28 protein-coding genes are annotated in these 25668 nt (G+C 64.3%); 11 read left to right on the top strand and 17 right to left on the bottom strand.

Features of this window, described 5'->3' with window-relative positions; all coding sequences use genetic code 11:
• The first annotated feature begins 103 nt into the window (after positions 1–103).
• A complete protein-coding gene (gene betT, locus AC3CD9_RS11705) occupies positions 104–2185 on the top strand; it encodes a choline BCCT transporter BetT (protein ID WP_488364029.1) in 2082 nt (693 codons plus the stop codon).
• 84 nt (positions 2186–2269) lie between these two features.
• Here betT and AC3CD9_RS11700 read toward each other — a convergent pair whose 3' ends face one another.
• A complete protein-coding gene (locus AC3CD9_RS11700; protein ID WP_488364028.1) occupies positions 2270–3229 on the bottom strand; it encodes an aspartate dehydrogenase domain-containing protein in 960 nt (319 codons plus the stop codon).
• Between the two features lie 107 nt (positions 3230–3336).
• Between AC3CD9_RS11700 and AC3CD9_RS11695 the strand changes: the two genes are divergently transcribed.
• Both AC3CD9_RS11695 and AC3CD9_RS11690 read left to right on the top strand, forming a co-directional pair.
• Positions 3337–3957, top strand: coding sequence for a DNA-3-methyladenine glycosylase I (locus AC3CD9_RS11695; RefSeq protein ID WP_488364027.1), 621 nt, complete (start codon positions 3337–3339; stop codon positions 3955–3957).
• A complete protein-coding gene (locus AC3CD9_RS11690) occupies positions 3954–4397 on the top strand; it encodes an NUDIX hydrolase (RefSeq protein ID WP_488364026.1) in 444 nt (147 codons plus the stop codon). The genes AC3CD9_RS11695 and AC3CD9_RS11690 overlap by 4 nt, the downstream gene beginning before the upstream one ends.
• A gap of 62 nt (positions 4398–4459) precedes the next feature.
• On the opposite strand, the gene AC3CD9_RS11685 is transcribed toward AC3CD9_RS11690, so the two are convergent.
• Positions 4460–4963, bottom strand: a complete 504-nt coding sequence (locus AC3CD9_RS11685; protein ID WP_488364025.1) for a hypothetical protein — start codon at positions 4961–4963, stop codon at positions 4460–4462.
• A gap of 281 nt (positions 4964–5244) precedes the next feature.
• Entirely contained in the window at positions 5245–6378 is a 1134-nt protein-coding gene (locus AC3CD9_RS11680) for a helix-turn-helix transcriptional regulator (protein WP_488364024.1), read from the bottom strand.
• Positions 6379–6504: 126 nt separating this feature from the next.
• On the opposite strand from AC3CD9_RS11680, the gene AC3CD9_RS11675 reads away from it, so the two are divergent.
• Positions 6505–7728 carry a hypothetical protein gene (locus AC3CD9_RS11675; RefSeq protein WP_488364023.1) on the top strand — a complete coding sequence of 408 codons (1224 nt, stop codon included), beginning with the start codon at positions 6505–6507 and terminating at the stop codon, positions 7726–7728.
• A 79-nt stretch (positions 7729–7807) separates the two neighbouring features.
• Here AC3CD9_RS11675 and AC3CD9_RS11670 read toward each other — a convergent pair whose 3' ends face one another.
• Complete coding sequence (locus AC3CD9_RS11670; RefSeq protein WP_488364022.1) at positions 7808–8371, bottom strand: hypothetical protein; 564 nt, start codon at positions 8369–8371, stop codon at positions 7808–7810.
• Between the two features lie 110 nt (positions 8372–8481).
• Between AC3CD9_RS11670 and AC3CD9_RS11665 the strand changes: the two genes are divergently transcribed.
• The gene (locus AC3CD9_RS11665; RefSeq protein WP_488364021.1) at positions 8482–9714 is read left to right on the top strand and encodes an MFS transporter; all 1233 of its coding nucleotides are present in this window, start codon (positions 8482–8484) and stop codon (positions 9712–9714) included.
• A 102-nt stretch (positions 9715–9816) separates the two neighbouring features.
• Here AC3CD9_RS11665 and AC3CD9_RS11660 read toward each other — a convergent pair whose 3' ends face one another.
• Positions 9817–10158, bottom strand: a complete 342-nt coding sequence (locus AC3CD9_RS11660) for an ArsR/SmtB family transcription factor (RefSeq protein ID WP_262778211.1) — start codon at positions 10156–10158, stop codon at positions 9817–9819.
• Positions 10159–10174: 16 nt separating this feature from the next.
• On the opposite strand from AC3CD9_RS11660, the gene AC3CD9_RS11655 reads away from it, so the two are divergent.
• Positions 10175–10690: an SRPBCC domain-containing protein gene (locus AC3CD9_RS11655; RefSeq protein WP_488364020.1), complete on the top strand. Its 516-nt coding sequence runs from the start codon at positions 10175–10177 to the stop codon at positions 10688–10690.
• A gap of 10 nt (positions 10691–10700) precedes the next feature.
• Here AC3CD9_RS11655 and AC3CD9_RS11650 read toward each other — a convergent pair whose 3' ends face one another.
• Positions 10701–11216, bottom strand: a complete 516-nt coding sequence (locus AC3CD9_RS11650) for a DoxX family protein (RefSeq protein ID WP_488364019.1) — start codon at positions 11214–11216, stop codon at positions 10701–10703.
• Between the two features lie 114 nt (positions 11217–11330).
• Between AC3CD9_RS11650 and AC3CD9_RS11645 the strand changes: the two genes are divergently transcribed.
• On the top strand, positions 11331–11882 hold the full coding sequence (locus tag AC3CD9_RS11645; protein WP_488364018.1) for a TetR/AcrR family transcriptional regulator: 552 nt from the start codon (positions 11331–11333) through the stop codon (positions 11880–11882).
• A gap of 73 nt (positions 11883–11955) precedes the next feature.
• Here AC3CD9_RS11645 and AC3CD9_RS11640 read toward each other — a convergent pair whose 3' ends face one another.
• The 4 genes from AC3CD9_RS11640 to AC3CD9_RS11625 all read right to left on the bottom strand — a co-directional run bounded on the left by AC3CD9_RS11640 (position 11956) and on the right by AC3CD9_RS11625 (position 16310).
• Positions 11956–13407, bottom strand: a complete 1452-nt coding sequence (locus tag AC3CD9_RS11640) for an MDR family MFS transporter (RefSeq protein ID WP_488364017.1) — start codon at positions 13405–13407, stop codon at positions 11956–11958.
• A 315-nt stretch (positions 13408–13722) separates the two neighbouring features.
• A complete protein-coding gene (locus AC3CD9_RS11635) occupies positions 13723–14733 on the bottom strand; it encodes an aldo/keto reductase family protein (protein WP_488364016.1) in 1011 nt (336 codons plus the stop codon).
• Between the two features lie 75 nt (positions 14734–14808).
• A complete protein-coding gene (locus AC3CD9_RS11630; RefSeq protein ID WP_488364015.1) occupies positions 14809–15183 on the bottom strand; it encodes a hypothetical protein in 375 nt (124 codons plus the stop codon).
• Positions 15184–15944: 761 nt separating this feature from the next.
• A complete protein-coding gene (locus tag AC3CD9_RS11625) occupies positions 15945–16310 on the bottom strand; it encodes a VOC family protein (protein WP_488364014.1) in 366 nt (121 codons plus the stop codon).
• Positions 16311–16462: 152 nt separating this feature from the next.
• Between AC3CD9_RS11625 and AC3CD9_RS11620 the strand changes: the two genes are divergently transcribed.
• A complete protein-coding gene (locus tag AC3CD9_RS11620; protein ID WP_488364013.1) occupies positions 16463–17425 on the top strand; it encodes a helix-turn-helix transcriptional regulator in 963 nt (320 codons plus the stop codon).
• 42 nt (positions 17426–17467) lie between these two features.
• Here the strand turns inward: AC3CD9_RS11620 and AC3CD9_RS11615 are convergent, their stop codons facing one another.
• The 6 genes from AC3CD9_RS11615 to AC3CD9_RS11590 all read right to left on the bottom strand — a co-directional run bounded on the left by AC3CD9_RS11615 (position 17468) and on the right by AC3CD9_RS11590 (position 22243).
• Positions 17468–17773, bottom strand: coding sequence for a helix-turn-helix transcriptional regulator (locus tag AC3CD9_RS11615; protein WP_488364012.1), 306 nt, complete (start codon positions 17771–17773; stop codon positions 17468–17470).
• A 20-nt stretch (positions 17774–17793) separates the two neighbouring features.
• Positions 17794–18129, bottom strand: coding sequence for a type II toxin-antitoxin system RelE/ParE family toxin (locus tag AC3CD9_RS11610; RefSeq protein WP_488364011.1), 336 nt, complete (start codon positions 18127–18129; stop codon positions 17794–17796).
• 260 nt (positions 18130–18389) lie between these two features.
• A complete protein-coding gene (locus AC3CD9_RS11605) occupies positions 18390–19031 on the bottom strand; it encodes a GntR family transcriptional regulator (protein WP_488364010.1) in 642 nt (213 codons plus the stop codon).
• Positions 19028–20581, bottom strand: coding sequence for an MFS transporter (locus AC3CD9_RS11600; RefSeq protein WP_488364009.1), 1554 nt, complete (start codon positions 20579–20581; stop codon positions 19028–19030). Before AC3CD9_RS11600 ends, AC3CD9_RS11605 begins: the two co-directional genes overlap by 4 nt.
• A gap of 61 nt (positions 20582–20642) precedes the next feature.
• A complete protein-coding gene (locus AC3CD9_RS11595; protein ID WP_488364008.1) occupies positions 20643–21299 on the bottom strand; it encodes an NAD(P)-dependent oxidoreductase in 657 nt (218 codons plus the stop codon).
• A complete protein-coding gene (locus AC3CD9_RS11590) occupies positions 21296–22243 on the bottom strand; it encodes an EamA family transporter (protein ID WP_488364007.1) in 948 nt (315 codons plus the stop codon). Before AC3CD9_RS11590 ends, AC3CD9_RS11595 begins: the two co-directional genes overlap by 4 nt.
• A gap of 79 nt (positions 22244–22322) precedes the next feature.
• Between AC3CD9_RS11590 and AC3CD9_RS11585 the strand changes: the two genes are divergently transcribed.
• Entirely contained in the window at positions 22323–23240 is a 918-nt protein-coding gene (locus AC3CD9_RS11585; RefSeq protein ID WP_488364006.1) for a LysR family transcriptional regulator, read from the top strand.
• Positions 23237–24004, top strand: coding sequence for an enoyl-CoA hydratase/isomerase family protein (locus AC3CD9_RS11580; protein ID WP_488364005.1), 768 nt, complete (start codon positions 23237–23239; stop codon positions 24002–24004). The genes AC3CD9_RS11585 and AC3CD9_RS11580 overlap by 4 nt, the downstream gene beginning before the upstream one ends.
• 21 nt (positions 24005–24025) lie before the next feature.
• On the opposite strand, the gene AC3CD9_RS11575 is transcribed toward AC3CD9_RS11580, so the two are convergent.
• Entirely contained in the window at positions 24026–24781 is a 756-nt protein-coding gene (locus AC3CD9_RS11575; protein ID WP_488364004.1) for an AraC family transcriptional regulator, read from the bottom strand.
• A gap of 84 nt (positions 24782–24865) precedes the next feature.
• On the opposite strand from AC3CD9_RS11575, the gene AC3CD9_RS11570 reads away from it, so the two are divergent.
• The gene (locus AC3CD9_RS11570) at positions 24866–25666 is read left to right on the top strand and encodes a sulfite exporter TauE/SafE family protein (protein ID WP_488364003.1); all 801 of its coding nucleotides are present in this window, start codon (positions 24866–24868) and stop codon (positions 25664–25666) included.
• Positions 25667–25668 lie beyond the last annotated feature (2 nt).

The raw sequence follows: 25668 nt of genomic DNA, 5'->3' as shown, positions 1-25668 counted from the left end.
CGGAAATTCTTGAAGCAACAGCCGTTGATCATGCTCGGTTGAGCACCCTGTTCGACCGGGTCCGATGCCACGACGCAACAGCGTCCGGATAAGGAGCACAACCATGTCAGCATCAGTCGACACCCCGCCGGGTGACCCGAGGGGAGAGGCGAAGGGCAAGGTGACGCCGTCGCTGCCTCCAGTGAATAAGAAGGTGTTCCTGGCGGCAGCACTGGTGGCGCTCGCCATCACCGTATGGGCCCTCATCTCACCGACCAACGCCGAGACGGTCCTCGGTGCAGTCGTCGGCTGGACCTCCGATTGGTTCGGTTGGTTCTACGTCCTCCTCGTCCTCGCCGTGCTCGTCTTCGTCATCTACTTGGCGGCCTCCCGCTATGGCAATACGAAGCTCGGCCCCGAACACTCGAAACCCGAATTCGGCCTCGTCGCCTGGGCATCGATGCTCTTCGCCGCCGGCATCAGCACCGACCTCATGTTCTTCGCCGTGGCCGAACCGGTCACGATGTACCTCACCCCGCCGAGCACCGAGGCCGAAACTGTGGACGCGGCCCGCGAATCCACTGTGTGGGCGCTCTTCCACTACGGCCTGAGCGGCTGGGGGCTCTACGCGCTCATGGGCATGGCCCTGGCCTACTTCGCCTACCGGATGAATATGCCGCTGGCGATCCGCTCGGCGCTGGCCCCGATCTTCGGCAAACGCGTCCATGGTGCTTTGGGCGAGACGGTCGACTTCGCTGCCCTGCTGGGCACGATCTTCGGTGTGGCCACCTCGTTGGGCATCGGCGTCGTCATGGTCAACGTCGGCCTCAACACTGTCTTCGGAATACCCATCGGCGTCGGCACCCAGGTCGGCATCGTCGTCGTCGGAGTCGGTGTCGCCACGCTCTCGGCAGTCTCCGGTGTGGACAAGGGAATCAAGTTCCTCTCCATCCTCAACGTCGTCCTCGCGATCGCTTTGAGCCTCTGGGTCCTCGTGGCCGGGAACACGAAGTTCCTGCTCAACGCCTTCGTCCTCAATGTCACCGACTTCGTTCGCCTGTTCCCGAACATGGCCGGTCAGACCTTCGCCTTCGAAGACACCGGCACGTGGATGACCGACTGGACCCTGTTCTTCTGGGCTTGGTGGATCGCCTTCGCCTCGTTCGTCGGACTCTTCCTCGCCCGGATCTCCCGCGGACGCACCATCCGCCAGTTCGTGCTGGGCACCCTGACGATTCCGTTCATCTACATCTTCATGTGGATCTCGATCTACGGAAACTCGGCTCTGGACATCATCCGCAGCGGTGACAAGAAGTTCGGTGAGTCGGTAATGCTCAGTCCTGAGGGCGGGTTCTACGATCTGCTCTCACGCTACCCGGCCTTCGCCGTCATCGCCGCTCTGGCCACGATCACGGCGCTGCTGTTCTACGTCACCACCGCTGACTCCGCGGCCCTGGTGATGGCGAACCTGTCGTCGAACCTGCGCAACCCCGCCGAGGACGGACGCGCCGGACTGCGCATCTTCTGGGCCCTGTCGACCGGTGCCCTGACGGTGGCGATGCTGCTCGTCGGGGGCATCGGCGCCCTGCAGAACGCGACGGTGATCATGGGCCTGCCCTTCGCCTTCGTCGTCATCCTCGTCATGATCGGCCTGTACAAGGCGCTGCGGGTCGAGGCGAACCGCGTCGACAGCGTCGATACGACCCTGCCCGGCTCTTTGGCCCGCCGCTCCCGAGGGCCCGGTCACGAGACCTGGCAGCGTCAGCTCGGGCGGGTGCTGTCCTTCCCGAACAAGGCGCGTGCCGAGGAGTTCGAGCAGAAGGTCCTCATCCCCACCCTCAACGAGGTGGCCGAAGAGATGGAGGGCCGCGGAATCTCGTCGCGCTGCGGTCGCGTCGATTCCGAAGGCGTGTTCGTCGACGACGGCGAACTCTTCCAGTTCGAGGTCGACGGAGACGGGGAATACCCGTTCCGCTATCAGGTGTGGCCGCACAAGGTCAGCGTGCCGTCATTCGGAGGAATGGTCCCACGCGGAACCGGCGAGGACTACTACCGGATGGAGGTCTACCTCGACGGCGGCACCGGTCAGGGCTACGACATCATGGGCTTCTCGAAGGAGCAGATCATCGATGACGTGCTCGACCAGTACGAACGTCACGTCGAATTCCTCCAGCTGCAGGAGAACATCATCCACCGCGATGACTGAATCGCGATGTCCGGATGACTGAATCCGGCGGGTGAGTGCGGCGCCCGGGATCTCTGGCCTGACGGTCGGCGGTCCCGGGCGCCGTCATATCTGTGCAAGCACGGTGCGCAGGGTGCGGGCGACGGACAGGGCCGTCAAACCGCTGGTGGCGGGGTTCTCCGGGCTCGGCGTCGACCGGATGTCGAACGCGAATTCCCCTGCGGACCCGGACGCCCGGATCCGGTGGGCGGAATGGGTCTGACCGGCGACCGCCTGGAGCACGACCCGCACCCGCTCCAACGAGGCACCGAGTAAGTCGGCATCGGTGCGTTCAGGTGCGGAGTCGGTCGACGCCGTTCTGGCTCCTGAGGCTGAAATGGGTGCGGCAGAACTCAGTCCGCGGGTGGCCCAGGCGAGGGCGACGGCGATATTGACGTTGGCGGGGAACTTCTCGATCGCCTCGGCGGGGTTGCCCGCGAACACCGTCAGGGGCCCGTCCTCAGGGCGGAGGCCGCGCAGACGCTCGGCTTCGGGCTCGGACATCCACGGTCGGATGAGTCCGCTCGCCTCCTTGGAGGTGGTGATTTCGACGCTGTCGAGGCCCTCGGACTGAGCCGCCGCCTCGAGCACATCGAGTCCGCCGATCGCCCCATTGGTCACATGCAGGCGGCCGGGTCCGGCGAGCAGACCCGCACGGGTGCCGGGATCGGCCATGGCTCCGACACTGGTGAGCACGAAGGGGCGACCGGCCGCGATGACGGCGGGGCCGAATCGGGCGGCAGCGGGAACCCCAGCGCATTCGACGATGACATCGAAGCGGTCGAACACCCTCGGCGACGGTGATTGCGACGACGGAGCAGGCAACGATGGGGCCGGCTCGTGAACTGGGGTGGTGAGCGTGGGGAGGTCGACCACCTCGGCGCCGTGATTCGGGCGACCTCTGTGCTTGGCTCGATCCGAGACCAGGGCGGTCAGGTTGAGCGCCCCGGACTCGAGCTCGGGAGAGAGCAGCCGGGCGACGTGACGGCCGATGGCACCGAAGCCGAGGAGGAGCACTGAAGTCATGGCCGCACCCTATCGGAGACGTCTGACACGAGGCTGGACCGGTGCCGCAGGAGGCCGGAGCGTGGGGGTGCGCGGGCAATGTCAGTGCCACGCGATACGGTTGCAGGATGGACGATGAATCACAGCCGAGCGCATCCGTAGGAGCCGTCACCGGCGACGACGGACTTGCCCGCACCCCGTGGGCGTACGGTGACCCGATGCTGCTGGACTACTACGACAGCGAGTGGGGTCTGCCCATCCACGACGAGGCGGGGCTGTTCGAGCGGATGAGCCTCGAAGGATTCCAAGCAGGACTGTCGTGGCTGACGATTCTGAAGAAGCGGGAACGGTTCCGTGAGGTCTTCGCCGGATTCGATCCCGATGCCGTCGCCCGCTTCGGCGAAAGCGAGATCGAGCAGCTGCTGTCCGATTCCGGGATCATCCGCCACCGCGGCAAGATCGAAGCCTGCATCAACAATGCCGCGCGCGTGATCGAACTGCGTGAAGACGGCGGACTCGATGCGTTCCTGTGGTCGTTCCAGCCTGCGCAGACCCCGCGACCGCGCACCATTGCCGAGATCCCGACGACCGGACCGGAATCCGTGGCGCTGTCGAAGGCACTGAAGAAGAAGGGGTTCCGCTTCGTCGGACCGACGACGATGTATGCGCTGATGGAGGCCATCGGCCTGGTCGACACACACCTGCTCGATTCCCACCGCCGAGGAGCGTCCGGAGTGTGGTCGGAATGAATGACATCCGCGTCTCCGCGCTCGTCCTCCTCCACCCGCAGCGTCGGGAACTGCTCATGGTGCGCAAGGCCGGGACCAGTTCCTTCATGCTGCCCGGCGGCAAACCCGAAGAGGGGGAGACCGCTGAGGACACCATCGTCCGTGAGATCGCCGAGGAGCTCGGACTCGACCTGGATCGTCACCGGCTGCACGCATTGGGCACTTTCGCTGCCGCGGCGGCGAACGAAGCCGATCACCGTGTCATCGGTGACGTGTTCTGCTATGACGGTCTGCCGGCGGCACTCGATGTGGAGAACATCGCGCATCTGGCCGAGATCGCCGAAGCCGGCTGGTTTCCCATCGACCCACTGCCCGCGGACAGTGAGGCACGCCAATTCGCACCGCTGACCCGCAATGAGGTCATCCCGGCACTGCAGGCCGCGGGGAGATCGGCCAGCTGAACGGGTGAAGCGCCGTCGTCTTGCGCGGTGCGACGCTGCTTTCACGCTGGGCGGCGCTGGTCTCATGCGGTGCGACGCTGGAACCCGAGGTCGAGGGTGAACAGGTGCAGGGAATGCACCACGGTGATCGCGGCGATGAGGAAGCTCAGTGAGATGTCGATGATGCCGAAGATCGTCAGCGCCGGTGGGCTGACATAGCCGGGTGCCTGCAGGAGGGTGCAGCCGATGACGATCGCGCCGGTGAGAATCGCGATCAGGACGGCGATTGTCGTGCGACCCACCGCTGCCAGGCACAGCAGCCCGGTGGTGAACAGCAGAGCGAAGAGTGCGAAGACGTCGACTCCCCGTCCGATGATGAGGACTTCCTGCCACAGGTTCCCGTACGTGACCGAACTGTCCGATTCGGGGGAGTAGTAGGGGAAGAACGATGCGGCGATCACCAGCACCACCAGCGGCCCATAGAGGCGGGCATAGATGATGTTCGTGCGGCGGATGCGCTCGGCGAGAACGTCAGCGCTGCGGAGATGCCCGGTCGTCATCGACCGTCCGTCGTCTGTTGCTGTCACTGCGGCCTGCCGTCGGAATCGAGGATGGCGGCACGAGGACTCGTTGCTGTGCCGAAGCACGGCGGAAGCATCTCATTTCTCCGATCAGAGGTTTAGGGATTATGGTCGGCAGCGGCCCGAATGGATTAGTCGCTATCAAGCGAACCGATACCTGAAACGTATCCAGGAAAGTTACCGCTCGGTGTTCTCGGGCGACAAGGAATGGACATGACTCACGGGGCAGGCCCGCGAAATTTCACATATTCGCACAAAGGCTTTTATGCCGGGTTGTGACCTTATTCCTATTTCGCTGCGCGGGGAGCCGCATTCTTCGCTCGGGAAGGTGCGAGGTCGGGTTCCGCATGGCCATCAGCGGCCCGACCGAGCTGGACCGAGAGTCGGTGGAGGCATTCGCGGAGGTCGGGACTGTCGATGACGGTGAAGTCGGTGTCCAAACGCGCCAGGGCCAGGGCCATCGTGGTCAGGCTCTGGCCGCCGACAGTGACGAGACAGCGGCTGTCCTCGAGTGCTTCGACCGTGCCTTCGGCGGACGCGAGCTTCTTCATCACCGAGGCCGCCGGGGCGTTGACGATGACTTGGGCCGAATGCCGCCACCTGGGTTCCGTGACGTGTCGTTCGACGAAGTCACCGATGTCGTCGGCCGGCAGCGGGCGCGGAGTGAAGCTGCGGCCGCTCGGGGTCTTCGGCACGATGCGTTCTGCGCTGAAGACTCGCCAGTCCTCGGCCCGGGGTTCGAAGGCCAGCAGGTGCCAGCGGTGCTGACGATTGACCAGTCGGTAAGCCTCGACTTCCAGATGGACCTCGTGTGCCGAGGGGCTGCTCGGGGCGTTCGGTAGGGGAGAGCCTCCGGTGTCTGGGTCGGCTGTGCCTGGGCCGGTGGCGCGTGAGTCACCTGTGCTGCCGGGCGAGCGGTCGGACGGTTCGCTGAGGTAGGTGAAGCGCAGGCGTTCGTGTCGGCGACAGTGGTCGATGAGAGTGACGATGAGGTTGGGGTCGACAATCGGCATCGGCTGATTGCCGACGACCGGAACAGTGAAGTGCGCGAGGCTCTGCACCCGTGCCCGGACTGCGGTGGGGAGAATGGTCTCGAGCTTCGCCAGTGCCAGTGCCGAAGTCTCTTCCATTCCGCCGATGATGCAGCTCAGCCCCGAGTGGAGGCCGACGGCGACCGCCACCGCTTCATCGGCGTCGAACATGAGCGGCGGGATGCCCACGCCGTTGGAGGAGAGACGATATCCGCCCTCGGTTCCGCGTGTGCCGTCGATCGAGTAGCCGATATCGCGGAGCGTACCGATATCGTTCCGGACGGTCCGCGGACTCACTTCCAGACGATCTGCCAATTCGGTTCCCGACCAGGTTCGGGGCACCATCAACAGTGACAATAGCCCGAGCAGCCGTGCTGCAGTCTGTGACATCTCTGCGTCTTCTGTCGTTTAGGAAGACCTCCTGCCTGAACTCAGAATAGCATCATGCAAATCGTTCCGGGGCAGAGCGAAAACAAAGAAGTGGCTTCCCCGAATTCGGAGGAACAAAGAAAATTGATGCACGATCAGCAGAATATTCAGAGTATTCCTTCCCCAGAGACAACTGAAGCAGAATTCGATGTCGATGACTATCTCGAGTTGTATTCGTCGGCGCGGAAGAAGGACAAAGGGTGGATCCTCGACGAGGTCATGATCCTCACCGGGTGGTCACGTGACCATGCGCGGCGCCGCTTGGCGGCCTTCCGCACCGGGGAAGACGATGACTACGACGATCCGCCCGCCGACCAGCAGGCGTCGAGGTGCTGCAAATACTCACCTGAATCGCGTGCATTCCTCGTTCGGATCTGGGAGTGGTCAGGGTTCCAGAGCGGAAAGTACCTGGCCGCCGTGATGCCGCAGCTGCTCGATGCGGCCGAACGCCACGGCGCCCTGGTGCCCGACCGAGACGGCTACAGCCTCGAGGTCCGGGCCGAGCTGCTCGCCGTCAGTCCGGCATCGATCGACAGGTACCTGCGCACCGCGCGAGCCGAGGACTTCCGAGACCGTCGGGTGACGACGAAACGATTCACCAGTCCCAGCGAAGACTTCCTCGACTTCGCTTCGGGACCGAACGAGTACGAACCCGGATTCTTCCTCGTCGACACCATCGCCCACGCAGGACCGACTCGCGCGTCGAACTGTGTGTTCACGATCAGCGTCTCCTGCCTGCACACTGGTTGGGTCTTCACCTACAGCCTTGCCGGCAACGCACCGGACACCATAGTGGACGTGCTGCAGTGGTCACTCGATGAGGTGCAGGGGATTCCCTTCTGGGTCAATGCGATCGAGCTGAGCAATGCCGATGACACCGTCCACGAGGCGACCGACCGGTGGGCGCGGGGACTGGATATCCATTTCAGTCCGGTGCTCAAAGATCTCCGACGCGATCGGCTTCCGGAAGCGTCACGGCATCAGCATCTTGTCCACGAATACGGCAATATCCGCCGCTATGACACCGACGAGGCCCGGTCTGCACTCAACGGACTCTGGCGCGCGGTCGACGACCGGCTCAACTACTTCACTCCCACACGCAAACCGGCTGGCTGGGCCGATGAGGGTCACGGCGAGCAGCGGCGCATCTACGACGAACCGCGCACACCGTTCGATCGTCTGCGCGCAGCGGGAGTCATGTCACCGACGCAGGAGGACGAGCTCACCCGGTACGCGGATGGTCTGGACCCGGCCCGACTGACCGAGGAGATCGCGTTCTGGCAGAGGCGTCTGCAGGAGCTGGCCGCCTGAGAAAGATCCGTTCCCACGCCGCCGGCAGAGTATCGTGTCCGCTGGCTGTCGGCAGATCCGCCCCTTGGTGGTGAAGACCTCAGTCCCGTTCCTGCCGCGAATAGGCGATGAGGGCCCGGTATAGGTCGATCGGAGCGCAGGTGGCTCCCTTGGCCAGGGACTTCATGAGTTTGCGGTAGGTCTGATAGTCCATCTGGGCCGGATTGTCCGTGGGTACGAGAGCGAAATCGTGCAGAACGGTCAGCGCCCGGGAATCCATGATGGAGAATTTCTTGGGATTGACCACGGTGAGCAGGGTGCTGGCCATCGGGATTCCCACTCCGGGCAGCATCTGCAGCAAAGGCAGACGGAAGCGGTTGGGTGTGTCATCGTCGAGCGCGACGGCGGTGACGAAGTCGATGTCGTCGGACGAGATCTCCTCGAGGCTCGGCAGAACTCCGATGGCCTTCCACTCGGCGACCTTGAGGAAATGCTTGCGTTTGAACGATTCGCGGACCTTCGTCTTCAGGCCGATATCACTGAAGATCTCCGACTCGAGGTCCGTGAGGGTATAGAGCGGTTCGAATTTGAGGACGAATGCGGTGTCGATGGTGCCACTGGAAGCGTCGCGTTTGAGGTCCGAGCTGAGTTCCGATGAGTTCATGGACCGATGGTAGGCGATCATTCTGACGTGGAGGTGAACACTTCTGCGCCGGATGGACGGCAGATGGTGCGGGCACGGCAGATGCAGTGCCGATGTCGTAACCTCGGACTATGGACCCCGAACATCCGTCTCAGGCGACGTACACCCCGGCCCTGTTGGGTCTGGTGTGGACGGCGATGTTCGGGTTCTCCGCGTTCTTCTTCAGCTATTCGACGATGGTGACGATTGCAGCGACGGACGGACTGTCGACCGTCACCGGCGGGTCCGTGCTGACGACGATGATGATCGGTGTCATCGTCGCCCAGCCCTTCGCCCCGTGGGCCGGTCGCGTCTTCGGTTTCAAGGCCTCGCTCATGTTGGCTCTTGTGCTGCAGTTCCTCGGCCAGCTCCTCGGTCTCTTCGTCACCCCGCCCCTGTTGGCACTCGTCCTCGCCGGACTCTGCGGAGGCGTCGGGTTCGGGCTCTTCGTCGTCCTCGCCAATGCCGCGGTCCCGGGAACGACCGCGCCGGGACGGATCGGCAAGGCGCTGGGCTTCTTCGGTGGGATCACCTCCCTGGCTGCGGCCGTCGGAGCTCCGCTGGGACTGTGGCTGGTCGAGACGATCCCGATCTGGACCTTCCGCGTCATCGTCTGCGCCAGTCTCCTCTTGGCCATCCCCACTGTGCTCAGATACGTACCCGGTCGGCCGCCTCGGCGAGGGAATGACGACGCGGGAGAACCGGTCAGCGGCAACGAGATGGTCGGGGTTCGGTCCGGTCGCAACGAGAAGCGGAGCCTCCGAAAGGTGGGACGCTGGGCGGGGGAGGCCCTCGGGCTCGTCCTCATGCTGTCTCCATTCCTCGTCGGCATGATCGTCTTCGGGATCATCGTCGGCTTCGGTCCGGGTGAGGACGTCGGCGTGGCGGCCCTGTTCATCGCCGGGATGCAGATCTCGGCGGTCATCGGACGCTTCGTCGTCGGGGCCGTTTCGGACAGCTTCCCGCCGTTCGCCCTCAACATCTTGGGGCTCGTCCTGACGGCGATCGGGCTGGTCTGCGCTGTCGTCTCCTACGGTGGGACGCTGTTCGTCTCGATGCTCATCATCGGGCTGGGTTTGGGTGCCATGCAGTCGGCAAGCCTCGTCATGGCCTTCGCCGCGGTCAGTTCGCCGAGTCGGGCCAGCGTCGCCTGGAACATGAACTTCGACATCGGGCTGGCCATCGCCGGTGTGGTCGGCGGGCTCGGTTTCACCTATCTCGGGTCGTCGTCGACCTTCCTCGTGTGTGCTCTGCTTCTGCTCTTCGCAGGCGCCCTGTCGTGGATCGCCCGGACGCTGCAGATGCGGAACAACGGGCACGGCTGAACCGTCAGCGCGGGGCACGGCTGACCCGGAGACTGCGGGGTGCGACTGAGCCTGTGGTTGAAGGGCACAGCTGAACCGGGGTTGAAGGGCACGGCTGAACCGTCAGCGCGGGGAATCCTCATCGAGCTGCGCGAGCAGTCCGACTGCCGCACGCGTGTACTCACCGATCCAGCGATCGTGGATCCGTTTGATCGGGAGCGGTGCCAGTGCCAGCAGTCGGGTGCGTCCTTCCTTACGGCCGGTGACCAGCTCAGCGCCCTCGAGCACCCGAATGTGCTGCAGCACAGTCGTGCGATCGAGGTCGGGAAACGCCTCGCAGACCTCGCCGGTCGTCCGCGGTCGAGTCCGCAGCAGGTCGAGGACGCGTCGGCGGGTGGGGTTGGCCAGGGCTTTGAATACCGCATCGTCGGATTCATCCGACCCTGTTCCCAACTCCCGTGACATGTGGTAAAAATATCACATGACAGATGAGCAGGTCACCCAGAACACACCCGCCGAGCAGAACGATCAGTCCCGCCCGTTGGAGGAGCTGTCCTTCACGGTCACCGGCTACATTTCGAAGACTCCTCATGAGACCTATGAAGCGGTCGCCGATCCCGAGCAGCTCTCGCACTATTTCACGACCGGCGGCGCCCGCGGCCGTTTGGAGGCCGGAGCCGACGTGACGTGGGACTTCGCCGATTTCCCGGGCCGATTCCCGGTCGAGGTCGTTGAGAACATCCAGGACGAGAAGATCGTCATCCGCTGGGAGGGTTCCGACGACTCCGTGGAGAGTGACACGACAACGACCTTCGAGTTCGCTCCCGTTGATGACGGGGCTCGGACGCTCGTGACGATCACTGAGAAGTCTTGGAAGCTCACCGAGGGCGGAGCTCAGGGTGCCTTCGGCAACTGCATGGGCTGGACTGGAATGCTCTCGGCGCTCAAGGTTTGGATCGAGCACGGAATCAATCTCCGCGAGGGCTATTACAGATAAGCCCGGAAAGTCAGAGTGCGGACGGCTTCGACGTCGCGCCCGGCGCGTACTGCCTTCGCGCTCCTCGTTGTGTCCGGATCTCCGGAATGAGCACTGCGAGGACCGCGGCAAAGAAGACGGCCTGCATTACTGTGCGCGGCACCAGCTGGTCGTCCCACGGCAGATTCTCGCCGGTCAACGCCAGATGCACATTCGCCGGGAACATGAGGATGAGCATCAGCCCCAGCCCGCCGGCCGCCCACGGGCGAGTCTGGCGCAGCAGCAGGCCGATGGCTCCGAGCAGTTCGAGCACCCCGGTCACGGTGACGAGCGCGGCTGAGCCGGGAAGCCATGGCGGCACCATGTCGATGAGAGCCTCGCGCATGCCGACGAAATGGGAGATGCCGGTGACGACGAACATCACGGCCAGCCCGAACCTGATCGCCACCGGCCATGTAGCGAGGCCATGTTCGGCCGCCGCCGAGTTGAAGCGCCCGACGGCGTAGACGGCGAGAGTGGTGATGAGGAGAAAGAGTAAGGGTGCCATGAGAGGCTCCTCCGATGAGCGAGGCCTTGCGGCCGCGACGAATCTTTACAGTGAAAAGATAGATCGCCGACAAGTATCTTGTCAATGAAAAGTTTGCTCCGGTACGATCGGACTGTGACTTATCATCATGGGGATCTGCGTCGGACCCTGTTGGCGGAGACCGCCTCGGCGATTGCCGAAGACGGCGTGGCCAAACTGAGCATGCGTGCGCTGGCGAAACGGGCCGGAGTCTCCAACGCTGCTCCGACCTACCATTTCGGCGACAAATCCGGTCTGCTCACGGCCCTCGCGGCCGAAGGATACGACCGCCTGGCGGAGGCGATGACCGGAGTCGACGAAGGCGGCGGACTCATCGACCGCGGAGTCGCGTATGTCGAATTCGCGCTCGCCTGCCCATCCCACTTCACGGTGATGTTCCAACCCCGGCTGCTCCACGATGACGACGGCGAACTGACTGCGGCCCGTCAGCGGGCGTGGGCGGCGCTCTCGGTCGGAGTGGCGAAGACCAGATCGGGGCCGGACTCCGACTTCGGGGTGGCGGCATGGTCGCTCGTCCACGGTTACGCCACTCTGGTGCTCAGCGGAGCAGTGGAGCCCGAAGACGCACTGAGGCAGGCGCGCATCGTGGCGGGCCACCTCGTCGAGGGTGCCGACAGGAGCCGCTGAGGGGTCGGGGCGGATTTGAGGGGCTGGGCCGGATCCGCAGATGTGGCGGTGAGCCACCTGCGGTGCCCCGGAATCACTTGCCAGTGACCTTCTTCTGCCCCGGTTCGAGTCCGTGGGAGTTCTTGATGAAGAACGCGCCGATGACGCCGAGGATGCCGACGCAGGCGGCGACGAAGAAGGCGACGTTCGCGCCGTGCACCAGGCCTGCCATGCCGTAGGTCTCCGGGTTCCGTGCGGCCGAGACCATGATCGTCACGAGCGCCGCGGTGCCGACCGATGCGGCGATCTGTCGCAGTGTGTTGTTCAGGGCGGTGCCGTGGGGGATGAGGTGCGAGGGCAGCTGGTTGAGCGCGGCCGTGGTCACCGGCATCATCACCATGGCGACACCGAACATGCGGACCGTGTTGACCACGGCGAGGTAGACGAACGAGGTGTCCGGTTCCAGCCGGGCGAAGAGGAATGTGGTTCCGGTGAGCAGGACGAAGCCGGCGATCGCGAGCCATTTCGCGCCGATGGCGTCGAACACGCGACCGGTCACCGGCGACATCAGTCCCATCACCGCGGCGCCGGGAAGCAGGACCAGGCCCGACTCCATGGCCGAGAAGTCATTCATGTTCTGCATGTACAGCGGCAGGACCATCATGCCGCCGACCATGACGATGAACACGCACATGCCCAGCAGGGTGTTGAGCGTGAACATGCGGTAGCGGAGGATGCGGAACTCGAGGATCGGCTGTTCGAGCTTGAACTGACGGGTGATGAAGAGCGTCAGCGTGACCGCGCCGATGACCAGCGGGATGAGCACCTCGGCGCTGAGCCAGCCGGCATCACCGGCGGTGCCGAAGCCGAACAGCAGTCCGCCGAAGCCGAGGGTGGAGAGGATGATCGAGAGGACGTCGAGTCGGGGGAAGGTGCGTTCGGTGACGTTCTTAAGCAGGAAATAGGCGACGATGAGATCGATGATCGCGATCGGCAGCATCATGTAGAACAGCGTCTGCCACGGAAGGTGGTCGACGATCCAACCTGAGAGGCTGGGGCCGATGGCCGGGGCGAAGGCGATGACGAGGCCGAAGGTGCCCATAGCCGATCCGCGTTTCTCGACGGGGAAGATCGCGAAGAGAATCGTCTGCATGAGCGGCATGATGATGCCGCCGGCTGAGGCTTGGATGACGCGTCCTATGAGCATCACCGGATAGACCGGGGCGATCGCGCAGACGAGGGTGCCGATGATGAACAGACCCATCGCGGTGAAGAACAAGCCCCTCGTCGTGAACTTCTCGATGAGGAACGCGGTCACCGGAATCATGATGCCGTTGACGAGCATGAAACTTGTCGTCACCCACTGTGCGGCGCCGGAGGTGATGTCGAAGTAGTGCATGAACGCCGGCAGAGCGGTATTGAGCAGCGTCTGGTTGAGGATGATGACGAACGCGCCGGAGACGAGAACCGCAAGCACGAGGTTCCGGTTGACCGGGGTGCCTTCTGACGGTTCCTTCTGAATGTCGTCTCCGTTCGCCAATGGCATCCCCTCACCTGTTCGTCGTCTGTGTCTCTTCTCGTCTTCCAGCGTCAGCTCGCCCGGGGCGGTGTGCTGAATCGGCCCCTCTTCGCGCCCGGAAATAAATTCCTTGGTTATATAACCGCTTCATGCAGTTTAACCCACCACCCTCGCCGAGGCGGCCCCGGGTCGGTGTGAGATTCGTCGAGTTCATCTCCCGGTTGGGTGACGGACACCCGCCGCCGGGGAGCTTTTGTCGCCGGTGCGGAAGATTCCGACCGCGGCCCCACCAGGGGACCGCGGTCGGAATTCCTACGGGCGGTCGGCCGCCTCGGTGAAGGGTCAGGTCAGGCGGGCGGCCGGCGACTGGGTCTTGTTCGGGTCGGTCTCCGGCAGGTCGCCGAGGATGTCGTCGATGCGGGTGAGGACGTCCGCGTCGAGGGTGACCCCGGCCGCCTCGGCGTTCGAGGCGATCTGCTCGGGGCGGGAGGCGCCGACGAGGGCGCTGGCGACGTTGTCGTTGGCCAGCACCCAGGCGATCGCGAGCTGCGCCATCGTGATTCCGAGCTCGTCGGCGATCGGTTCGAGCTTCGCCACGGCCGTGAGCTTGTCGTCGTGGAGATAGCGGCTCCTGATCGACTCTGCGCCGCCGCCGTCCTCGTCGGTTGCCCGGGAACCGGCGGGGACCGGCTGGCCGGGCTTGTATTTGCCGGTCAGCGCGCCCTGAGCGATCGGGGACCAGACGATCTGCGAGATGCCGAGTTCCTTCGACGTCGGGACGACCCGTTCTTCGATGACGCGCCAGAGCATGTTGTACTGCGGTTGGTTCGATACGAGCTGGATGCCGAGGTCGCGGGCCAGGTGGTGGGCGGCGCGCAGCTGGTCGGCGTTCCATTCGCTCACGCCGATGTAGAGGGCTTTGCCGGAGCGGACGATATCGGCGAAGGCCTGCATCGTCTCTTCCAGTGGGGTTTCGTAGTCGTAGCGGTGGGCTTGGTAGAGGTCGACGTAGTCGGTGCCGAGTCGGCGCAGCGAACCGTTGATCGACTCCATCATGTGCTTGCGCGACAGGCCGGTGTCGTTGTGTCCCTTGGGTCCGGTGGGGAAGTAGACCTTCGTGAAGATTTCGAGCGATTCGCGCCTTTGGCCCTTGAGCGCGTCGCCGAGGACCTGTTCGGCGACGGTGTTCGCATAGACGTCGGCGGTGTCGAAGGTGGAGATGCCCGCGTCGAGGGCTGCGTGCACGCACTTCGTGGCGGTGTCGTTCTCCACCTGCGAACCGTGCGTGAGCCAGTTGCCGTAGGTGATCTCGGAGATCTTGAGTCCGCTGTTTCCCAGATATCTGTGCTCCATGACCTCAGCCTACGACCGGGCGTGGAAGTGGGGAACCCCTCGCCGAAGCTGGGGGTCAGAATCCCGCGGGCCCTGTCACTTGGTCAGGGTCGGGAAAATGGAATCAGGCTGGGCTAGGTCCACGATGACATGTCCAATGGCGCTGGACTCGACCTTGGCAGCCACGATCTCCCCGCTGTCGGGATTGACAACGACCGTGGCAGGAACAGCTGATTCTTCGATCTCTTTGATCTTAGCTGGATCGGTCGTCGCCCCAGGGACGAGGTCGAGCGGGTCGGCTTCCGCACCGTCTTCGAGCAGCGAATCGATGCGGTCTCTTTCTTCGGCAGGGGAGTTGGAAATCTGTCCAGCATCCGGATCGGGTATGGCCATCGCGGGTTGAGCAGAGACCAAGGTGCCGGCGGCCATCGCCAGTCCGCTGACAGGCAGCGCAAGCTTCTTCATGGTCATCCGTTCTGTAGGGGAAGTCCGGAACCAGACCATCGTACCCAGCTCCTCGCTCGGCCCTCTTGACCGACACGAGTTTTGGGCGATCGCCTAGTTCCGGCTGTCAGTCCTTATGCGGGCGCAGTCGCCCGGCTTCGACCGCGTCTGTACAGAGCTGAGACGAGAACACCCACTAGCACTCCAACTGTGATCCCGGTCCAACCGATGATCACCGTCGCCGAATTGAATTGCGCTCGGCCGAGTGGAATCAGCAGATACTGGACGACTTCGACCGCGAGTGAACTCAATAGGGCCAGCGAACCGAAAAGCATGACATTCCGTCGCCTGGAGTACAAGCCGCTCGCGAAACCTGCCGGTGCAAAGAGCAGCAGGTTCATCGACTGCCAATTCACATGGGTCAGCGCACCCGGAGAGGGCAGAGACCAGATCCACACCCGTGTGGTTCGCAGCCCCTCGTGAGCCTCGAACGCTTGGCTTGAAGGAGTGAGAGTCGCGGCAAGGATCAGCGACAGACTTGCTAACCACAGGAAGACGACTGCGGGATGTTCGTGGATCTGTCTCCCAAGGCGTCTCGAGACGATTCCGGCGATAGTGGCACCGAGGGCGAACGCAGGCAGCGCGAATGGCAGAGCAGCCAGATACCTGAGCATTCACATCCTCGCGCAGTTCGAATTGCCGGTCGGCATAGTCGTCCTGAATCGTATCGCCAATCTGTCCGACTGTTAGCCAGCGCTTCCGTGCTGACCCCTTCGCCGAGGCGGAGTTCAGTCCACGGGCGAGACGCGGATGAGATTCCCGTCGGGATCGGCGACGACGAAGGTGCGCCCGAAGACTGCGTCGTGGGGTTCGGAAATGACAACAACTTCCTTTGCGGTCCAGTCGGCGAAAACAGCATCGACTGCTTCTGCGGTTCCGGGCACCATGAGTCCGACTTCTGACGTGCGCACTGATGTTCTTGTAACTGACTCACTTGCACCGCTCCAGAGGGAGAACAGGACTCCCGGTGCGATTTCGAATGAGACGTAGCGGGGTGTGACCATCTCAGGTTCCATCTCGAAGAGGTTGCTGTAGAAGGCCGTCGAGGCGGCGGTGTCGGTGACGTAGGTGAGGAACAGGTTCGGTGCAGGCATGAGGTGCTCCTTCTCATTGCTTGTTTTCGACGATTTCGACGTTCGGTACCCTCCGTTTCGAGCACCGTGGTTCTACACTGACAGCAATAGATGACAACCCATGTCATGTTTGGAAGTGGGCTCGGAAAGTTTCCCTGCAGAGAGGAGTCGACGTGAAACGTCCGCAGCGATTGCTGTCGATAATCGTGGCTCTCCAGTCCGCTGGGCAGACGACGGCCGCTCGACTGTCCGAACAGTTCGGTGTTTCGGTGCGAACGATCCTGCGTGACATCGATGCGCTGGTCGAGGCGGAAGTGCCAGTCGCTGCGGAGCCCGGCCGCTACGGCGGAATCTCCCTGCAGGTCGGGTCTCAGATCGATGTGAGCCGACTGTCCGAGACGGAAGCAGAGGCGTTGGCGCTGGTGGGTCTGGATGCCAAGAGTGCGCGTCAGCTCGGTATCGAAGAGGGAATGCTGCGTGCTTTCCAACGATTGGACTCGCGGCGGCCAAAGCCATTCGAGCAGACCGACCGGCAGCGCATTCCCCTGCGCGAGGTTGTCGAGATCGACAGCTCGGGATGGTTCGCCGACGAAGCGGCATTCGACTTCGCTGACCTCATCGAGAGCCTCCGGTCGGCTCGGCGTTTGCGGATCGAGTATCGCTCAAGTGGGAAGGCCGAGACGCGAATTTATGAGGTCGACCCGTATGGCCTCTACCTGCGTGGCGGGCGGTGGTACCTCATTGCCGATGTTGATGGATATCCTCGCATGTTCGCCATGTCCCGAATGAGTGAGTGGATTTCTCTTGACTCTGACCGGACGCTCCGGCCGGAGGCGTCATTGCAAAACGTTGCACGACATCTGGTCGACCGTTTGGAGAGCCGGAATGATGTCGTTGTGACAGCGCACCTTGACGCAGGAGGAGAGGACATGGCGCGTCGGATCCTCGGCAGTCGGCTGCGGTTCGTCGAGCAAGTGCCGACTGATGATGCGAAAGTTCGGATCATCGTCGCTTACGACCAACTCGACGGAGTTAGGCAGCTCATGCAATTCACCGACCACATCGAAGTCATCGATCCACCGGCGGCGCGGGAGCTGGTCAGGAAGCTGGCCGGCGACATGGCGGCGCGACATTGAGGCATTCCTGATGCAAGGTGTGGTGCACGCCATCAGGATTATTCAGGCGATCTGGACTCGAGTTTCTCCGTATACGAAGTCGAGTGTCATATTTCCGCCGACTGCATCCAGGTAACGTCGAACAGTGCCGATCTTGGAGTTCTCAAGGTCTCCGTGTTCGATCTTGGAGACTTGGCGCTGTGAAACACCGATTCTGTCTGCAAGTTCCTGCTGTGTGAGGCCCGCGTTGGATCGCAGTTCTTTCAATTGGTAGGCGCGCACCTCAGCAAGCATCTTCTGCTTGTGTCGTTCGACGTTCTCGCGGTCGACCGGGTGATGGGCGAGGAACTCGCTCAGCGTGTCAGCCATACTTCTCACTTTCCTTTCAGTCACAGCATGTGTTGATCAAACAGTGCGTCTGCAATTGGGATGTTCTTTCGATACCGCTTGGTCCAATTGCCAGCCTTGTCGCCGGCGATGAGTAGAACCGCTTTCCTTTCGGGGCCGAAAGCGAACAGCATGCGAAGCGCTGAGCGTCCCGAGGAGCCAGGTCGGAGTTCTTTCATGTTTCGGTGTTTCGACGCGGACACTGTGTCGACTAGTGGTTGACCCAGCTGTGGGCCGAAGTCTTCGAGAAGTTCTAGTGCAGCCACGACCTGCTCCCTGGAGTCGGTGTCCAGAGATGCGAGCCACTCAGAAACCAATCGAATGTCCACCTGCCACATTCAAGAATTGCAGAACCTATAGGTTCTAAAATCAATGATGCATGATCGCGAGCGGAAAAGTACGTGGAGGGGCTTCTGGAGGTCGCGTCGGTGCGGCGTTCTGCGGCATTTCATCGTGGACGAGGCTGCAACGGTGCGGATGCATAGCGGCACCTTGTCAGTTCGGTACAACTTTCTCTGGATTGCACACTGAAGAAAGTGGTCACTTCAGAGAAGGGTGTACCGAAATGCGTGTTGGCAGAAAGGCCAGCGTCCATGCCTCAGCGCGCCGGGCCGGCGTTCTCCGCGATATGTCCCTGCAGGGTCGCCGCGAACGCTGCCGAATCGCCGGCGCGCAGATGTGCGACGAGTGCCTCGTGCTCGGCGATGAGCTCGTCGCTGCGGTCGAGGAGGTGTCGGCTGTTCATGAATAGGGTGAATCGGTGCCGGTCGGAGAGCAGCGAATACATCTCGAGCATCACCCGGTTGTCCCCGGCCTCGACGAAGCCGCGGTGGAACTCCAGGGTGAGCTCGATGAACCGGGCGATGTCCCCCTCGGCGAAAGCAGCCCGATGCTGCCTGATGAGACCATCGAGCTTCTCCGCCAACCGCTGCCGCAGGGGCTCGGATGCTCGCTCGACTGCGGTCGTCTCGAGCACAAGGCGAGCATCGGCGAGCTCGGCGACGGTGCGTTCGTCGATGCCTTGGACGATTGCTCCGCGCTTGGGGTAGATGCGGATCCAGCCTTCGTCCTGCAACCGGGCCATGGCCACGCGGACCGGGGTGCGGCTGACTCCGATCTCGGTGGCCAGAGCCGCCTCGCCGAGCATCGTTCCCGGCGGGTGCACGCCGTCGAGGATCTGGCTCCGAATGACCTGGTAGGCGCGTTCGGCCGCGCTCGGCGTCTCGGTCTGCGCACTCATTTCTCGGCTCCCCGACCCCTCGGAGGGCGTGCCTGTTCGCTCCCGGCTCCGCGTCGAGCGGGGTCGCTCGTGCCGTCGGCCGGCTGGTCGCTCGTGCCGTCGCCCGGCTGGTCGCTCGTGACCTCATCCGGCTGGGACGGCGCTGCCGGCGAACGATCGGCCGCCTCGGCGGGGGCAGGCCGACCGGGCCAGCTCATCAGCGGGATCGCCCGGATCGAGAACCCGACGGCGATGAGCAGGACGAACGTGGCCATGAGGTTGATCCACAGGAATCCGCCGGCGCCGAGGACGGTCCCGGCCATCGCCGCCATGAGCGCCCCGCCGAGATTCATAGCCGAGTCCGAAGCGCCCTGCAGCGGCACCTTCGCATGCGCGGGCACCGAGGCGGTGAGCAGGGACGAGCCGCCGATGAGGAACATCGACCACCCGATCCCGAGCAGCGACAGCGCGGTCGACAGCAGCATCATCGACGACTCCGGGGCCACCGCATCGATGACGCCGAGGGCGATCGTGAGAACGAAGATGCCGGCCCCACCTGCGATGACGACGCCCGAACCCCACCGGTCGGCCATCCAGCCGAACACGGGGGACAGGGCGTACATGCCGGCGATGTGGATGCTCACGACGATTCCGATCGCGCCGAGGCTGAACTCCTGGTGATCCATGTGCACCGGGGTCATGACCATGACGTTGGTCATCATCATCTGCCCCGCGATGATTGTGATCATCGCGAACAGCGGCACCGGGCGGGCCAGGGCGAAGCGCAGCGCTTCGCCGAGTTTCATCGGGGGAGGGGCGGCTGCCTCGGCGGTGGTGGACTTGTCGGTCGCGGCGGAATTCTTCGCCGAGGCGGCGCTGCCGTTGTCCTCGGTCGTGCCCTCACCGTCGTGGCCGGGATCGTCGAGCTCGGGTTCGCCCGGATGGTCGGTTCCGGCGGCCACCGACTTCGTCAGCGTCGAGGCCGACAGCGTGGCCAACGCGAACGCAACCATCGAGATGAGATACGGCCCGGCCAGTCCGTTCATGCCCAGAGTTTCGCCGAGGTGTGCGCCCGGGGCGGTGAAGCTGGGGCCGAGGACGGAGCCGACGGTCGTCGCCCACACCACCAGGGACATCGCGCGACCGGCGGCGGCCGGGTCGGCAAGATCGACGGCGGCGTAGCGGGCCTGCAGGCCCGAGGCGGTCGCGGATCCGCACATCATCATCCCGAGCATGAACAGGGGAAGGAACTGGAGGGCGACGCCGATGAGGACGACCACCGCGCCGAGCGTGCCGATGCCGAAGCCCAAGGTCAGCGCCTTGCGACGGCCGGAGCGAGCGGCGAGCACGGCGAGGGGATAGGCGATGAGACCGGCACCGAGGATGACGCTCATCTGCGCGAATCCGGCCATCGAGGTCTGTCCGGTGATCTCTTCGGCGAGCAGTCCGCCGACGGCATACCCAGAGGCGATGCCGGCCCCGGAGAGGAGCTGGGCGGTGATGAGTTTGGCCTGTTCGCGGATGTGGCTGGTCATGGTGGTCTCACGTCGTCGTGGTGGCTTGGACTCCATCACAGTAGCTTGCATCCATCTTGGATACAAGAGTCGGTCTGGCCGCACACCTCGGATCGGGTCAGCGAGCGGCGACCGTGAAGTGACGCTCGCCGCTCGGCACTTCGAGCTCATCGACCACGGCGTTGGCCAGATCTTCGGCACTGATCCAGGAGCGTCCGTCTCGTCCGATCAGGAGCGTCGTCGTTCCGCGCTGATAGTCGCCGAGGCGGTCGCCGGGTTCGAGGACGGCCGGAGGGCTGAGGTAGGTCCACCCGTCCGCCGAATGGTTCCGGCAGACCTCGAGCTGAGCGAGACTGGCCGCAGCGAGGTTCCTCCATTCCTCGGCGACGAATTCGGGATCGTCGAGGACGATGGAATCGGGATCATTCGGCGAACAGAGCGGACCAGCCCCGCCGACGATGAGCAGCGGAACCCGCGCGTGGGCGGTCACTGTCAGCGCCGCCTCGGTGAGGGCGAGGAATCGGTCCGTCTGTCCTGGTGCGGCCCGGACGGTGAGCACGGCAGCATCGGCGCCGGCCAGAGCCGTGTCGAGGTCGGAGGCGATGTGAGCGTCGGCCGTGATCGGCCTTACCCCGGGGCGGTTCGCTGCGGTGGGTCCGGTGGATGTGTGGTTCGGGCGGCGTGAGGCGGCGATGATGTCATGGCCGCGGTCGGCGGCCTCGGCGACGATGCGGGACCCGACCATGCCGGTGGCTCCGATGACGGTGATCTTCATGCTGCGGGCTCCTTCTCTGTGCGATTCGGTGTGCGTGCACGGGTGAATACGGTCGGGGTGAGCTGACCGCCGGCCAGTGCTGCCAGGGCGAGGACGAACCCAGCCATCTGAGCGAGGTTGAGGCTCTCGCCGGCGAAGACGATGCCGAGTCCGGCGGCCACGAGAGGGGAGAGCAGTCCGAGCAGGGCTGTGGCGGTGACCGGCAGACGTCCGAGGCCGCGGAACCACAGGGTGTACGCGAGCAGTCCGCCGATCCCGCCCAACCACAGGTATCCGGCGATGCCCGGAGCGTCGACATATGCGGGGACGCCTTCGATGAGCAGGGTGGGCAGGAGGAGGACGAGCCCACCGGCGCTCAGCTGCCAGCTCGCGAAGCCGACCGGCCCGATGCCGGGTGGCAGTCCCCATTTCTTGACGAGGATGACGCCGGTTCCCATCGAGGCGGCACCGAGGATGCCCGCTGCGATGCCGACCAGATCGAAACCGGCACCGGGGCCGAGCACGACGAGACCGACTCCGGCAACGCCGACGAAACCCCAGCCCAATCGCCACACCGACAGGCGCTCACCGAGGACGATGACCGCGAGGACGGTGACGAGAATCGGCTGCGCGGCGCCCAGAGTCGCAGCGACCCCGCCGGGCAGGCGAGCGGCTGCGACGAACAGCAGCGGAAAGAAGATCCCGATGTTGAGGGTCCCGAGTACCACTGCTTTCCACCACCAGGACCCGGTGGGCAGGCGGCGGGCGATGAGAAGACCGATGAGGCCGGCCGGCAGGGCGCGCATGAGGGCGGCGAAGAGCGGGTGGCCCGCGGGCAGGAATTCCGTGGTCACAAAGTACGTCGTGCCCCAAACCGCAGGGGCGAGGGCGGTGAGGACGGTGGTGCCGACCCGGGAGCTCGTCGGAGTCGGGGTGGATGCGGTGGGTGCGGTCGTCGTTGTCATGATTCCAGCGTCTGCCTGCGTCGTGCCATGAGTCCAACACATAGTTTTCATCGAATCAATGAACTGACATCATTGATAGATGGAGTTGCAGCAGCTGCGCTATGTTCTCGCCGTCGCCGAAGAACGCAATTTCACCCGAGCGGCGGTGAAGACTCACGTCGTCCAATCGGCGCTGAGCCATCAGATCAAGGCACTCGAGCGCGAGCTCGGCGTCAAGCTCTTCGCTCGGACCAGTCGACGCGTCGAACTCACCGAAGCCGGGCACGCCTTCGTCGCCGGCGCCCGCGTGACCCTCGACGCTGCGGATCGGACCGTCACCGAGACGGTCGCGGCAACCGGGCAGATGTGCGGAAGTCTGACGGTCGGGGCGATCCCGACGGTGACACGACTCGACCTCACCGCTGTACTCGGCCAGTTCCACCGCACGTATCCGCAGGTGAGCATCGGCATGAGTGTGGGCGGCAGTCTCGACTTCATCGAACGGATCCGTGCCGGGTCCCTCGACGCGGCAGTCCTCGGACTGCCGGAAGACGTGCAGCCGAACGGGGTGGCGAGCACCGTCATCGCACATGAGCGGCTCGTGGCCGTGCTCGGCCCGGGCCATCGGTTCGCCGGACGCAGACGGCTGCGGTTGGCAGATCTCGCCGATGAGTCGTTCGTCGACTTCCCCTCCGACAGCCCCGGCCGTTCACAGTCCGATCAGGCCTTCGCCGAGGCGGGGCTGACCCGCACGGTCGCGTTCGAATCGATGCTCGTCGACATGATGCTCGACCTCGTCGCACACGACCTCGGCATCGCGTTGCTGACCCCGGCGGTCGTGCCGGAGGGGCGGGGACTGATCACCGTGCCCGTGGCCGACGGGCCGAAGCGCGTCGAATATCTCGCGTGGAGCGAGTTCAACCCGAGCCCGGCCACGACGGTCTTCGTCGAGGAGGCTCTGGCGAGCCTCGAAGCAGAATATGGTTGTGGCAGAGTCACAGGCAGGAGCCCCGCATGATCAGGCACGACCGCACCGACGACGTCCTCACCATCACCATCGACAATCGGGACCAGGCGAACGCCCTGACCGAAGAGATGCTCGACCAACTCATTGACGCGTTCACCGCGGCGAGTGCTGACGAGGAACTGCGCGCGGTTCTCCTCACCTCGGCCGGCGCGCGGGGATTCTCTGCCGGGATGGACACGGCACAGTTCGCGCACACGAGTGCGTCGCAGGCGTACGAGACGATCAGCCGCCTCGGCGAGGTCTGCGAAGCCATCAAGAACTGCGCACTACCGGTCGCCGTGGCGATCGACGGCTACTGCATCGGCGGAGCCGCCGAGATCGCCGCGGCCGCAGATTTCCGCATCGGCAGCACCGACTCCTGGTACTCGATGCCTGAGGTGCGCATCGGCATCCCCTCGGTGCTCGAATCGGTCAACCTCTATCGCCTCATGGGCTGGACGAAAGCGACCGAATTCGTCCTCACCGGCAACCGGTTCACCGCCGAGGACATGCTGGCATGCGGGTTTCTCAACGACGTCGTCGCCGAGGCGGCCGCCTCGGCGAGTGAAGGAGCCGTAGTTGCCAGCTCGGGGAGTGGAAGGACCGCGCTTGAAGAGCACGCGCTCGCCCTGCTGCACGCCACCATGCAGTCCGATCGCGCGGTCATAGCGCAGCAGAAGCGGCTGCTGCGGACCTGGAAGAACACCTTCGAGCGTGAGGCGGTCGAGGACAGCAAGAAGGAGTTCGCGTTCGCCTTCGCCCGGAAGGGCGATTGACCGAAGAACGGTTGACTGGGCTCATCGGTACGTGGACGGAGCGCGGCCGATCTCGCGGGTGAAGGCGGCCGAGAACGCTGCCGGTGAGGAATATCCCAAGCGTTCGGAGACCTGGGTGATCGAATGGGTGCTCAGCAGGCGCAGACTCACCAGCACTCGTGCTCGTGTCCGCCACGCCGCGGGACTCATGCCGATCTGCGTCCTGAAAGCGCGGTCGAGGCTGCGTTCGCTCATCCGCAGCTCCTGTGCCCAGTCCCGATTGCTCAGTCTCAGGCTCGGGCTTTCGAGATAGTCCGTGCAGGCCCGGCGCAGAGCGGGATCGCGGGGGAGGGGGACCTCGAGCGGTACCGTCGAGGCACGCTGGAGTTCGAGCAGGGCGAGTGCGAAGACGTGGTGCTGGTGGGATGACATCGATTCTGCGAGTTCGAAGGAGTCAGCCGAACGCAGCAGCTCGCGCAGCAGGGGTGTGACCGTGATGACCGTACACCTGTCCGGCCACCAGGGAACGCTGGTCGGTTCGATGTAGAGGCTCCATGTCGTGACGTCGAGGAACCGCACGAGGTGGTCGGTCTCGGCGGGGATGAGCACAGCCTGGTGAGTGGGAACGGTCCACGAGCCCTCCTGCGTCTCGACGAGCATGACGCCGGTGGAGCCGTAGAGCAGCTGCGCCCGCCGATGCCGGTGATAAGGCAACACGGTGTCGGGCGGGTACCGGGTCCCGACCGGCAGCACCTGCCACGGGTGGGAGTCGACGGCATCGATCGCAGGAGTGCGCATGGCCCGATCATAGTGGCGAGGTCTCGCAAGAACACGACAGGCTGTCGATTGCCCGCCGAGGCGGTCGTGAGGTGAGATGGACGAGTGGAATTCCTCGGACTCGTCCTCATCGGCTGCCTCGTCGGTCTGACCACCGTGCTCTTCGGGTTCGGCGGCGGCTTCGTCACGGTCCCGATCATCACCCTCGTCGATGCGGACCTGGGGCATGACACGGCACGGGTGGCGGCGGCCACCTCGGCGCTGGTCATGCTCGTCAACGCGATCGTCGCGACGGTGTCGACGAAGCGATCCACGCTCGCCCACCTCAAGGGGCGATGGTGGCTGCTCGGACTGCTCGCGCTCGGAGGAGGGCTGGGCGCGTTCGCGGGACGGTTCGCCCCGGAAGCGCTGCTGCAGTGGGGGTTCGTAGCATACATCGCGGCCACGGCCATCGATCTGCTCGCCCGACCAGGGTTCTTCCGGCGCAAGACCGCTGTTGTCGATGAGGTCGGCGAAGTCAGCGAGGGAGGCCGCGGAATCGCCGCTGTCTGGGGAGTGCCGATCGGTGGGCTGGCGTCATTCCTCGGTGTCGGCGGGTCGGTGATGACGGTGCCGATGATGCGCCGGTCCGGTGCGACGATGACCGTGGCCACGACCCTGGCCAACCCGCTGACCTTGGTGATCATGAGCCCAGCCGTGCTCGTGACGATCCTGACCCCGGCGGCGATCGACGCTCCGGGCGTCGTCGGCTCGCTTGATTTGGTGGCGGCTGCGGCGCTGCTCATCGGCGGGTTGCCGATCATCGTGTTCCTGCGCCGCCGCGTGCCGAAGATCCCGGAGGTCCTCCACGCCTGGGGTTACTTCGTGCTGCTTGTGGCGGCCGGAGCGGTCGTTGCCGTGGCGTAAGG

It is taken from the genome of Brevibacterium sp. MGP-B1 (assembly GCF_057766545.1).
The sequence above is the reverse complement of the archived record's forward strand: the minus strand, read 5'-3'. Positions and strand labels throughout refer to the sequence as shown.

Excerpts from the sequence above, each read along its gene's own strand:
- betT (WP_488364029.1), top strand. The coding sequence starts at position 104 with ATGTCAGCATCAGTCGACACCCCGCCGGGTGACCCGAGGGGAGAGGCG.
- AC3CD9_RS11625 (WP_488364014.1), bottom strand. The coding sequence starts at position 16,310 with ATGCCTGCACCGAACCTGTTCCTCACCTACGTCACCGACACCGCCGCC.
- AC3CD9_RS11635 (WP_488364016.1), bottom strand. The coding sequence starts at position 14,733 with ATGGAGCACAGATATCTGGGAAACAGCGGACTCAAGATCTCCGAGATC.
- AC3CD9_RS11605 (WP_488364010.1), bottom strand. The coding sequence starts at position 19,031 with ATGAGTGCGCAGACCGAGACGCCGAGCGCGGCCGAACGCGCCTACCAG.
- AC3CD9_RS11660 (WP_262778211.1), bottom strand. The coding sequence starts at position 10,158 with ATGTCACGGGAGTTGGGAACAGGGTCGGATGAATCCGACGATGCGGTA.
- AC3CD9_RS11650 (WP_488364019.1), bottom strand. The coding sequence starts at position 11,216 with ATGGCACCCTTACTCTTTCTCCTCATCACCACTCTCGCCGTCTACGCC.
- AC3CD9_RS11630 (WP_488364015.1), bottom strand. The coding sequence starts at position 15,183 with ATGACCATGAAGAAGCTTGCGCTGCCTGTCAGCGGACTGGCGATGGCC.
- AC3CD9_RS11610 (WP_488364011.1), bottom strand. The coding sequence starts at position 18,129 with ATGTGGCAGGTGGACATTCGATTGGTTTCTGAGTGGCTCGCATCTCTG.
- AC3CD9_RS11585 (WP_488364006.1), top strand. The coding sequence starts at position 22,323 with ATGGAGTTGCAGCAGCTGCGCTATGTTCTCGCCGTCGCCGAAGAACGC.
- AC3CD9_RS11680 (WP_488364024.1), bottom strand. The coding sequence starts at position 6,378 with ATGTCACAGACTGCAGCACGGCTGCTCGGGCTATTGTCACTGTTGATG.
- AC3CD9_RS11655 (WP_488364020.1), top strand. The coding sequence starts at position 10,175 with ATGACAGATGAGCAGGTCACCCAGAACACACCCGCCGAGCAGAACGAT.
- AC3CD9_RS11590 (WP_488364007.1), bottom strand. The coding sequence starts at position 22,243 with ATGACAACGACGACCGCACCCACCGCATCCACCCCGACTCCGACGAGC.
- AC3CD9_RS11580 (WP_488364005.1), top strand. The coding sequence starts at position 23,237 with ATGATCAGGCACGACCGCACCGACGACGTCCTCACCATCACCATCGAC.
- AC3CD9_RS11575 (WP_488364004.1), bottom strand. The coding sequence starts at position 24,781 with ATGCGCACTCCTGCGATCGATGCCGTCGACTCCCACCCGTGGCAGGTG.
- AC3CD9_RS11670 (WP_488364022.1), bottom strand. The coding sequence starts at position 8,371 with ATGAACTCATCGGAACTCAGCTCGGACCTCAAACGCGACGCTTCCAGT.
- AC3CD9_RS11640 (WP_488364017.1), bottom strand. The coding sequence starts at position 13,407 with ATGCCATTGGCGAACGGAGACGACATTCAGAAGGAACCGTCAGAAGGC.
- AC3CD9_RS11695 (WP_488364027.1), top strand. The coding sequence starts at position 3,337 with ATGGACGATGAATCACAGCCGAGCGCATCCGTAGGAGCCGTCACCGGC.
- AC3CD9_RS11615 (WP_488364012.1), bottom strand. The coding sequence starts at position 17,773 with ATGGCTGACACGCTGAGCGAGTTCCTCGCCCATCACCCGGTCGACCGC.
- AC3CD9_RS11600 (WP_488364009.1), bottom strand. The coding sequence starts at position 20,581 with ATGGAGTCCAAGCCACCACGACGACGTGAGACCACCATGACCAGCCAC.
- AC3CD9_RS11675 (WP_488364023.1), top strand. The coding sequence starts at position 6,505 with ATGCACGATCAGCAGAATATTCAGAGTATTCCTTCCCCAGAGACAACT.
- AC3CD9_RS11690 (WP_488364026.1), top strand. The coding sequence starts at position 3,954 with ATGAATGACATCCGCGTCTCCGCGCTCGTCCTCCTCCACCCGCAGCGT.
- AC3CD9_RS11595 (WP_488364008.1), bottom strand. The coding sequence starts at position 21,299 with ATGAAGATCACCGTCATCGGAGCCACCGGCATGGTCGGGTCCCGCATC.
- AC3CD9_RS11700 (WP_488364028.1), bottom strand. The coding sequence starts at position 3,229 with ATGACTTCAGTGCTCCTCCTCGGCTTCGGTGCCATCGGCCGTCACGTC.
- AC3CD9_RS11665 (WP_488364021.1), top strand. The coding sequence starts at position 8,482 with ATGGACCCCGAACATCCGTCTCAGGCGACGTACACCCCGGCCCTGTTG.